Below are 9,572 nucleotides of genomic sequence, written 5' to 3'. Positions count from 1 at the left end.
ATTATCATCGATGATGTCATGTATATGGCTTATGAGCCACAGGAGGCCCATCTATTCTTCCAATTCATTTACGAACTATATGACAGGGCAGCCTTTATTCTGACATCAAATAAGGGGCCAGGTGAATGGGGAAAGTTCTTGGGTGATCCTACTCTGACTACAGCAATCCTTGATCGTCTTCTTCATCGCAGCGAAATTCTTACATTTAGTGAAGAGCAGGATAGCATTCGGATGAAATACAGAAAAACCCTTTTTACAGAATGAAGTGTTGAGTCTTAATTGATGAAAACTGTTGAAAGTTATTTATCGAAAACTGTTGAATTCTACTTGACGGTTACACCACTATATTAAACGATGACAAGGGGATAGGCTCCTTGTCACTGTCTTCATCCAAATAGCTGGGTTGCATAAATTATTAATCAGCAAGTGTCCCGCTTGCGAAATCGCTTTATCGATGTAATTGCATATTTCACTAGTGTGTTGTTAAATGCATGTCATTTTACACTCGACACTTATAAAAACCCTAATACTTTTATTAGTTTTATACATAGTCTCCTTCAAAAGCCAAAAAACCCCTCTCAAGATTGAGAAAGGTCTATCGGCTGATTAAGCATACAGTATTTACTTCTTGTACCATTTAACTCTACCAACGACTATAAATCTTGAAAAAAGTCATGGTATTTTTGGAATCCTCCGTCTCTCTCTAAATCAATTTTGTAGCTGATAGAGAAAAACAACTATAATCCTCATAATTAACAAATGCGCTTCAATGTTTACTACATCTTACTCATACTATAATATTGAACTTTAGTATTGATCAAGAAATTTTACAGTCTTATTAAACTTTACATGTCAATTGATAAAAATTCAGTCAACATATGTTCATGCTTGTCGATCATAATTTGTTCCGGTTTGATGCCCTGCTCACAAAGAACTGCAATATTCTGCACAAGGAATTCGTCACTGCCGACTACATAGAAGAGCCCCTCCTTGTCTGCAGAAAGACTTTTCACTTCTTCATAATAGTCTTTACGGGTGTCGACGAATTGTGATGTGAACTTCTTGTCAGGTGCGGACTCAAAAATATTTGTGAATAAGAAATCATTTGATGAGTCGATGTTCAACGAATGAATTTTATTGACGTGATCAGCACGTTCGAAATAATCAAGTACGAGCGGTCTAAAAGTCGCCAGACCAACGCCTGATGACAGCAAGTAAACATTTTTGTCTTCTCTTTTAAGCGGTACATTTGAGTGAGTTTTAAAGATTGCAACCTCATCGCCAACTTCAAGGCTCCTTAATATCTTTTTAAACTCAGAGCACTGCTCTTTGATGCGTGTTGTAATACCGATGGAATTTTCGTGCGGTAAAGTGGAGATTGACATGTGACGAATCAAGCTACGGTTTGGTTTATCACCCGCATTAAAACCTTCCAGTGCGAAGTGAGTATGGGAACCTTCTTCCCATGTAAAGTCTTTCGGACAGTCGAGCATGTACGTTCTAACCTCAGGCGTTTCTTTAATGATTGCATTAATTTTAGTCCAGTATATTTGCATTGTATATCCTCCTTAACTAATTATATGTATGGTTACTAAAACTTTTAATTCCATTTGAATACCTCTCTAAGAGGCTAAATATAAGACTGTTGATCCCACACTTATACTAGTTAAATGACAATATGTATTCATAATACACTCGTATTTAATTTCCCATAAGATAAGCATATTGGCTTTTGACTAAAAGGACACACCGATAGGATTGCTTGAATTTGAAAGATCTGCTGCAAATGTTCACACGTAACGACGCGCTCTGGTATACCTTCTGTTACAATTTCACCATTATTCATAGCTATTAAGAAATCTGAAAAACGAGAGGCATGATTTATATCATGCAACACCATCACAATCGTTTTCCCTTGTTCTTTGTTGAGTCGTTCTACCAATTGTAAAACATCAAGTTGATGCGCCATATCAAGATACGTCGTCGGTTCATCTAATATTAAAATATCTGTATCTTGAGCAAGCGCCATCGCAATCCATACACGTTGTCGCTGTCCCCCAGATAATGCTTCAATGGGTCGCTCTTGAAATTCAGTTAAGTTTGTTGCTTCTAACGCCCAATCAATCGCCTCAATATCTTCTTTTTTTAACCGACCAAAACTTGACTGATGTGGAAAACGACCATATGCGACGAGCTCATGTACCGTTAATCCATCGGGTGCTTCCGCTGTTTGGGGTAAGATGGCCATCTTTTTTGCGATTTCTTTCGTGCTTGTCTCATGAATCGCTTTTTGATCAATAAAGACTGCGCCATGACTCGCTTGTAAAATACGGGAAATTGTTTTTAATAAAGTAGATTTGCCACATCCATTCGGTCCAATAATTGTCGTGATTTGTCCTTTAGGTATCGCGACACTTAGTTCTTCAATAATGATTTTCGAGCCATAACCGACAGTAATTTCTTCAACATCAATCATTTCATTCACCTCACTTATTTTTCATTAAAAACCGCAATGCTTGGCACATACTAGCTGGAATGATGGACATGTGATTTTCATCTGGTGATGTAAACATTTCGACCGATTGCATAGGCAAAGATTTTAGATGGTTATATAGGGAATGTGCATTTTCAAACATCTTATGCTTTTCTTGTTGTTCTGACGCTATAAAGATCACACTTTGTACAGGAGTAATTTTCAAAGCATCCTGTAGTATTTGCTCTTGATTCCACCAAAGAGATGGACTGCAAATATAATAATGTGTGAATAATTCCGGCTCCAATATAAGCGTTTGAACTAGAAATAGACCTCCCAACGAATGGCCAAAAACTAGTTGCTTTCGAACATCTATTTCGACTTCTTGTCGAACCATTCGTTTCACTTTTTTCAATACCTCTAAGAATTCTTCCGCACCGCCAGAAGTAGGCCACGGTACTCCCGACGGCCGTTCTGGTAAGTTGACAACTTCACTTTGTGGTGTGAAATCATATATACGTAGAGGTGAATAAATTTCTTCTTGCTCATATCCTATTGATACAATTACCGCAAGAGGTACGCCTGTTTTTTCGGTGCGTTGCGCTTGCAACATCACAACACTTTCGAAAAGAACACCGTAAGCATTCCCATCCAATATATAAAAGACAGGATACCCTTCCTCTGGCGCTGGTTCCTTAGGGATGGCAATTTTAATTCTGTAGTCAGTCTCTGATATAGAATGACGTATTGATTTCACTATATGTGTATATCCCATAACCAATCTCCATTCTTTATGCCCGTACTTTTCGGCTATTTCGCATTAATAAATAAATGAAATAAGGTACCCCAATAATTGAAATAACAATTCCAACTGGCAATTCAGCAGGTGCAAAGACCGCCTTACCAATCCAATCTCCTGTTACAACAAGTATCATTCCGATAATCCCGCTCATCGGAATGATATGTTGATGATGAATACCTACTAATCGCCTTGAAATGTGAGGTGCTAGTAATCCGACAAATGCAATGCTTCCAGAAACAATCACACTTGCACTGATCAATCCAACCGCCCCCATTACCAACAACACACGCTGTCGGTTTATCCGAACCCCTAAACCAACAATCGTTATATCATGGAGTTGTAACACATTAAGAATGGGTGCTTTCCAAACGAGTAACGGAATGATTAGTAGAACCCAAGGTAACATAGATAATACTTGTTGCCATGATGCACTATAAATACTTCCTGATAACCAAACTGTCGCCATTTCAAAATCTTTGGGATCCATCTTCAACGAGATAAAAAGGGTAAGCGCACCAAAACCAGAATTCAATGCAATACCAACTAAAATCAAACGTTTTGGATCGAGCTGGCCTTGATGACTTGAAAGTATAAATAGCAGGAGAGTAGCGAGGACTCCACCAAGCCATCCCCATACAGACACCCCGACGATCGAGAGACTTGACATCTCATTCACATTCCCCTGAACAAAAAACATATAGAGAACCACTGTGAGTCCTACACCAGACTGAATACCTAAAATACCTGGATCGGCTAAATTATTTTTCGTCACACCTTGTAAAACGGCTCCTACTACTCCCAGTGATAAACCGACTAGAACACCAATAACTATTCTAGGCATCCTAAAACCAAAGATCACAAGTTCATGATTTGGAATATGATCGACACCAAATGACGTTCGGAACGTTTCAGATACCGTCAATGGGTATTGACCACTTGTAAGGCTCAAGTAAATAACGAGTAACGTAAATATGATTCCAATACTTGCTACTACAAAGAAACGCTTATTTAGATTCAGCTTAGGCATAACGCTTCCCTCCCTTTGTTTGAATCAGATAAAGGAAAAAAGGTACGCCTACAAGTGCCGTAATGACACCGACTGGAGTTTCAAATGGTGGGTTAATCAAACGGCTTACTATATCTGCCCATGCAAAAAATAGCGCACCGAACAATCCGGCGTATAGAACAATCTTTTTATAATCATCACCGACTAAAAAACGTGTGATATGCGGGATGATTAAACCGATAAAAGTAACTTTACCAACCAAAGCTACAGACACACCTGTTAACAGTGCGACACTTACTAATGTCAATGTTTTCATCACCACTAGGTTAATTCCTAAACCTTGTGCAACTTCATCTCCTAGGGAAATGGCTGTAATAGACTTTGAAACGTAAAATGCTAAGAAAAGTCCGATGATTGCTAAAGGTACAGACCATTGAAGCATGACCGGGTCAATTTGATGAAGTCTCGTATTGTACCAAAAACTGATATTTTGTGATATTTGAAAATATGTTGCCAGAGCTTGTGATACGCCGTTCAAAAACATACCTAGAATTGTTCCGATAATTACAAGCGATAAAGGTGACATGCCACCTGGCACTAGCTTGGCGACTCCAAAAACAAACACTGCGCCCATTAAAGAACCTATAAATGAAAAGATTAGGAGGGTAGCAGGTTGAACGTTCGGAAGAAATATCATTGACAATGTGATAACAAAAACCGAACCGTCGGTCACACCCATAATGCCGGGGGAGGCCAAGTAGTTTCTCGTCATTCCTTGCATAAGCGCTCCAGATATCGCGATGAAAGCACCGATCAACAAAGCACCTAACACCCTAGAGATTCTGGAAGATCGTATGATTAGATGTTCCATATTCGTTTGATCAAAATGAACCAAGGCTTGCCAAATTGTTAAAACCGAATAACGACTAGCCCCATACATGATTGAATACGTTATTGTAACGATAAATAAAATCAATAGGAAAAGGATTAATACAATCTTATTCTTTCGAATTATGGACATCTAAATTCCCTCTATTTCTTTAACACGTTTTCTTCCAGAGCTTTTAAGAATTCGATTTTACTTAATACAGTTCCTCCTTCTAACAAAGAATCTACAATATTGCTATAAGCAGCATCATTTTTGAAAGCGTTGATATTTTGAATGATTGGATTCTTTTTCAATTCTTCATATGCTTGCTCATTCTCTTGATTTCCACTCGTTTGAACTTGGATGAAAAGAACATCTGGATTTACTTCTGCTAGCTGCTCAATCGAAATCTCTTCTTGAGCTTTTGCTTTCTGGACAACTTTTGGAACATCTATTCCTAGTTCATTGTATAAAGAAGGGTTAAAGAATACATCCTCTGGATAGACAAACAAACTACCACCACGAATGCGAATCGCCATTACCGTTTTGCCTTCAAACTCTTCCTTTATTTCTGTCGCAGCTTTAATATCTTTGTCATATTGGGCTAGAAGTGTTTCCGCTTCTTCTTCTTTATCTCCTAGTTGAGCCATTAGCTTCAGATTATCTTGCCAATTCGTTGAAATATGGGAAACTAAAATTGTAGGTGCAATTTGTTCCAATTTTTCAACCACTTCATCTTTGAATTTTGTCGTTCCCAAAATTACGTCTGGCTGCAATTCTAGAATTTTCTCAAAATTTGGTTGTTGCTTTTCACCGATTGACTCTGTATTTCCTACCACCGCTTTAAATGTTTCTGGGAATTCTCCTGCAACCGTAATTCCCCCCACTGGTTCTATATTTAAAACCGTTGCGTCTTCCATCGCTTCCATCGCTCCTGTAATGACAATGCGTTCTACGTTTTCTGGTACAGAATAGGTCTCACCTAAGTATGTAATTTCTTGCATGCCATTTTCAGCTGCACCATCATCTGCAGATTGTTGCGTTGCTTCTTTTTCAACAGTGGATTCCTGTTTATCATTCTCTGGTGTTTTTTCCTCTTCTACTTTTCCACCACATGCAGCAAGTACCAATATAGCCATCAATGCAAATACTAATAAGCTTAATTGCTTCTTCATCATTCATCTTCTCCTTTTACTTTAAGTATCGATGCCTAATTGTCCTTGAAACGGCAAACCTTCCTATTTTTCACGATCAAAACCACGCTCGGCAAGTAACAGCATAACTTGCATTAAGAATAACGTTGATGAAGTAGTCCATTCCCAAGTACTGCAATGCTGCCATCTGTGGCCCTCGCTTTATACCCATGAATTATTTCATCTACTCCCTCTATCGAAATTCTAATTATTACCCAATGCGCGAAGGAATCATCTCAGGATTATTCTAAATCCATTTAACAGTCAGTTAATTAAACTGAATATATTTTTATAACAAATCACTCTGAGTTCGATCGATCTTTTATGCGTCTGACTTTGTATTTCCGACGAGGAAATTGCAACCACGTAAAACGTACATCATTTGCATACAGTTAGCCTATCCTGTCGTATGCCTAATGTTAGACCAATTACTACAGATTTTCTTTTCATCCTGCCTATATTTCTTCCCTCCTTTATATCTGAGTACTAAAAAATGAGACTTCCTTTTTGCCGTAGTAAAGAAACACCACCCTCCTCAACTGAGAACAATTCTCATTTTATCGATAATGAGAATCATTGTCAATAAATAAATGAAGTTTCTTCTAAAGATGTCAATAGTTATGTAACATCAATTGAGAAGTGTGGCGGCAAATGGATCTATCCCCTACTAGATATAGCTACTTTTAAATTTTATTTGGAAATGAAAATGGAGCTACTTGCCAACATGCTTTTATAACGATTGAATAAATAATTATTTGAATTAGTATTTTCGAAAATAGTAATTTTGAAATGGTTAGATTGTGGAATCACCTGCATAAGCATACTTAATGATTTAGTAGTTAGCTTAAATAGTTATTCAACACAATTGATCAAAATTCATTTCGATGGGATGTTCAAGAAACATATTCCCTCCAGTCATGCGTGCACACACAGTTAGCTTGTAATCTGTATGAATCGCATATTGTTTACAAATGAAATTCGTTACTAGCTCCTTTTCGTGCGAACTACCAACTTCCATAAGGTTACCTACTTGTTTTCTTATACGAATAGCATCTAGCGGGATAACCAGTCCCTTTCCTACTGCTTTTGTATAACTTTCCTTCATAGTCCAAATTTCATAGCATGCATGATTTCTATCATTTGAATTACGTATCATTTGGTATTCATCTACAGTAAAAAGTTGTTTAGCCAAGAGTAAATCGAACGTTTGAATTTCCTCAATATCAATACCTACATCCTGATTGTGTACTGCACAAACTACGTATTTACCTGAGTGAGATATATTAAACTGAATAAATGGATAATCAGGTAAATACGGTTTGCCATATGCATTTCTTTTTAAGGTTATTTCTTTTAATGTTTTTCCAGTCCGTTGCTTTAAAACATGATCTAATAAATAATCTCCTATAATAGTTCGGTATGCATCATCCAGATGGTAGAACCTTCGAATATGCTTTTGTCTTTCTTTAGGCACTTTTAAAAGTAATTCCCCCAATTTTACTTGACTCTTTTCTTTAGGTAATTGACAAATATAGACTTCTACCACATGGAATGCTCCCTTCATCTTTACAGTTTGATTTATTTTATAATAGACCGCTATTCTGCTTTCTCAACCAGATTCATGTGTAGGGTAGGATCATTTTCAGTCGTTTTATTTATTCTCACTGCTATTAAACATGCAACTATTAAAAATATCGAAGCGCCGAACAATGCATATTGATACGTTAGCAAGTTAACCGGTTCCCCTGCTGACGTATTGGATGTTCCTAGCACACCTGATAAGATAGCAACTCCAAGAACTGCGCCAAGTCTATTTTGCATATTAAATAGCATTGTAGCTCTGCCCATTGATGGGGAGTCTATATTCTTAAAAGCTGATATTTGCGCTGCTCCAACTGTTTGTCCTAAGAAAAACCCTATTCCAAACATTAAAAATCTAAGCAACCACGGATTAGATGCAACAAATAATGAAATAAGCATAAAAACAATGATTGTACCAATAAGAGAAAAAATGAGGAGTCGCCGTAAACCCATTTTCTTCAATGTCCAAGGCATTAGCTGGGAAGCCACCATTAATCCAAGTGCTTCTATGAATGTGGTTAGACCTGTATGAAAAGCACTAACGTTCAACGCGTTTTGATACATTAGCGGAAAAACATATAGCATTCCAAGTAAACCCGCGGCGGAACAAAGACCAATAAAACTCATTGAGCGGAACATTGGATCCTTGAACAATCTCACATCTATCATTGGTTTATCCTCACGCAGTTCAAGGCGAACAAGTAAAACCATTAATACAAGTCCCAAACATCCCGTTACTATAATTTCAGGAGATGTCCATCCTTTAACAGTTCCCTGTGTCAATGCATAAATCGACAGCGAAAAACCGGTTAAGGATAATATAAACCCTTTATAATCAAATGCTCCGGCCGTTGGCTCAACATGTTCCTGTAAATATAGCTTCCCAATGAATAAAGCAAGCAAGCCTATAGGTATATTTATAAAAAATATCCAACGCCAAGAAATTGTATCTACTAAAAACCCACCTATAATAGGACCGAGTGCCGGAGCTAGTGCGATCGGTATAATGAGCATACGCGACAGCTTGGGACGCTCTTCATGAGTAAATGTTCGAAATAGAATGGCCATGCCAACAGGGGTAATGAAGCCTGCCCCAATACCCTGGAGAATCCTGTATACATTCAACGTAAACATATTATGAGCAAATCCGCACAAGACAGATGCAATAGTAAATATGCTTATCGCACTCAAAAATACCCGTTTTGTTCCAAAACGATCTCCCATCCAGCCTGCTGCTGGTAGAAACATAGCTAAACTAATTAAATATCCAATATTTATGGTTCCCATGGCTTCAGGAGGAACATGGAATGTTCCTCCAATAGCCGGCAATGCCACATTAACAATTGTACTGTCGAGAGCTGACATAAACATCGCTAATACATATACTGCACATACAGCAAACTTCACACTTACACGTTTCTTCATAGTTAATTCCTATTACTAACATTCTCAATTGTCTTCGCACTGTTCGGCATTAAATTATCCCAATTGGAATTTACATAATCCAAACATTCTTGCCTATTCGTCACTCCATAAACCTGATCCCAGCCCGATGGAATGTGAAGAAAACCAGGCCAAAGTGAATATTGTCCCTCACTATTGATTAATACAGCATACGATTCCTCTGCGTTTTCAAAAGGGTTACTCAT

The 9,572-nt window shown here is 37.8% G+C and carries 10 protein-coding genes; 1 reads left to right on the top strand and 9 read right to left on the bottom strand.

Going from position 1 to position 9,572, the window contains the following annotated elements:
- On the top strand, positions 1-264 hold a 264-nt coding region (locus tag H605_RS0103810; RefSeq protein WP_029052986.1), incomplete at its 5' end, for an ATP-binding protein.
- A gap of 581 nt (positions 265-845) precedes the next feature.
- Here H605_RS0103810 and H605_RS0103805 read toward each other — a convergent pair.
- From H605_RS0103805 to H605_RS0103765, 9 genes are all read right to left on the bottom strand, one after another.
- Positions 846-1,556, bottom strand: coding sequence for a hypothetical protein (locus H605_RS0103805; RefSeq protein WP_029052985.1), 711 nt, complete (start codon positions 1,554-1,556; stop codon positions 846-848).
- Positions 1,557-1,684: 128 nt separating this feature from the next.
- Positions 1,685-2,476, bottom strand: coding sequence for an ABC transporter ATP-binding protein (locus tag H605_RS0103800; RefSeq protein ID WP_029052984.1), 792 nt, complete (start codon positions 2,474-2,476; stop codon positions 1,685-1,687).
- A gap of 10 nt (positions 2,477-2,486) precedes the next feature.
- Positions 2,487-3,248: an alpha/beta hydrolase gene (locus H605_RS0103795; protein WP_029052983.1), complete on the bottom strand. Its 762-nt coding sequence runs from the start codon at positions 3,246-3,248 to the stop codon at positions 2,487-2,489.
- 16 nt (positions 3,249-3,264) lie between these two features.
- On the bottom strand, positions 3,265-4,302 hold the full coding sequence (locus H605_RS0103790; RefSeq protein WP_037561534.1) for a FecCD family ABC transporter permease: 1,038 nt from the start codon (positions 4,300-4,302) through the stop codon (positions 3,265-3,267).
- Positions 4,295-5,302, bottom strand: coding sequence for a FecCD family ABC transporter permease (locus tag H605_RS0103785; RefSeq protein WP_029052981.1), 1,008 nt, complete (start codon positions 5,300-5,302; stop codon positions 4,295-4,297). Before H605_RS0103785 ends, H605_RS0103790 begins: the two co-directional genes overlap by 8 nt.
- Positions 5,303-5,313: 11 nt before the next feature.
- Positions 5,314-6,324: an ABC transporter substrate-binding protein gene (locus tag H605_RS0103780; protein WP_029052980.1), complete on the bottom strand. Its 1,011-nt coding sequence runs from the start codon at positions 6,322-6,324 to the stop codon at positions 5,314-5,316.
- Between the two features lie 874 nt (positions 6,325-7,198).
- Entirely contained in the window at positions 7,199-7,888 is a 690-nt protein-coding gene (locus tag H605_RS0103775) for a 4'-phosphopantetheinyl transferase family protein (protein ID WP_029052979.1), read from the bottom strand.
- Between the two features lie 50 nt (positions 7,889-7,938).
- Positions 7,939-9,348 (bottom strand): MDR family MFS transporter, encoded by a 1,410-nt coding sequence (locus tag H605_RS0103770; RefSeq protein WP_029052978.1) that lies wholly within the window; start codon positions 9,346-9,348, stop codon positions 7,939-7,941.
- 2 nt (positions 9,349-9,350) lie between these two features.
- The gene (locus H605_RS0103765; RefSeq protein ID WP_029052977.1) at positions 9,351-9,572 is read right to left on the bottom strand and encodes an MbtH family protein; all 222 of its coding nucleotides are present in this window, start codon (positions 9,570-9,572) and stop codon (positions 9,351-9,353) included.

Source organism: Sporosarcina ureae DSM 2281, assembly GCF_000425545.1.
Taxonomy (GTDB): Bacteria; Bacillota; Bacilli; order Bacillales_A; family Planococcaceae; genus Sporosarcina; species Sporosarcina ureae.
Note: the sequence above shows the minus strand (reverse complement) of the source record. Positions and strands in the feature narration are given on the sequence as shown.

Bases quoted from the DNA above. Each gene is read 5' to 3' on its own strand.
- H605_RS0103805 (WP_029052985.1), bottom strand. From the start codon at position 1,556: ATGCAAATATACTGGACTAAAATTAATGCAATCATTAAAGAAACGCCT.
- H605_RS0103800 (WP_029052984.1), bottom strand. From the start codon at position 2,476: ATGATTGATGTTGAAGAAATTACTGTCGGTTATGGCTCGAAAATCATT.
- H605_RS0103795 (WP_029052983.1), bottom strand. From the start codon at position 3,248: ATGGGATATACACATATAGTGAAATCAATACGTCATTCTATATCAGAG.
- H605_RS0103790 (WP_037561534.1), bottom strand. From the start codon at position 4,302: ATGCCTAAGCTGAATCTAAATAAGCGTTTCTTTGTAGTAGCAAGTATT.
- H605_RS0103785 (WP_029052981.1), bottom strand. From the start codon at position 5,302: ATGTCCATAATTCGAAAGAATAAGATTGTATTAATCCTTTTCCTATTG.
- H605_RS0103780 (WP_029052980.1), bottom strand. From the start codon at position 6,324: ATGAAGAAGCAATTAAGCTTATTAGTATTTGCATTGATGGCTATATTG.
- H605_RS0103770 (WP_029052978.1), bottom strand. From the start codon at position 9,348: ATGAAGAAACGTGTAAGTGTGAAGTTTGCTGTATGTGCAGTATATGTA.
- H605_RS0103765 (WP_029052977.1), bottom strand. From the start codon at position 9,572: ATGAGTAACCCTTTTGAAAACGCAGAGGAATCGTATGCTGTATTAATC.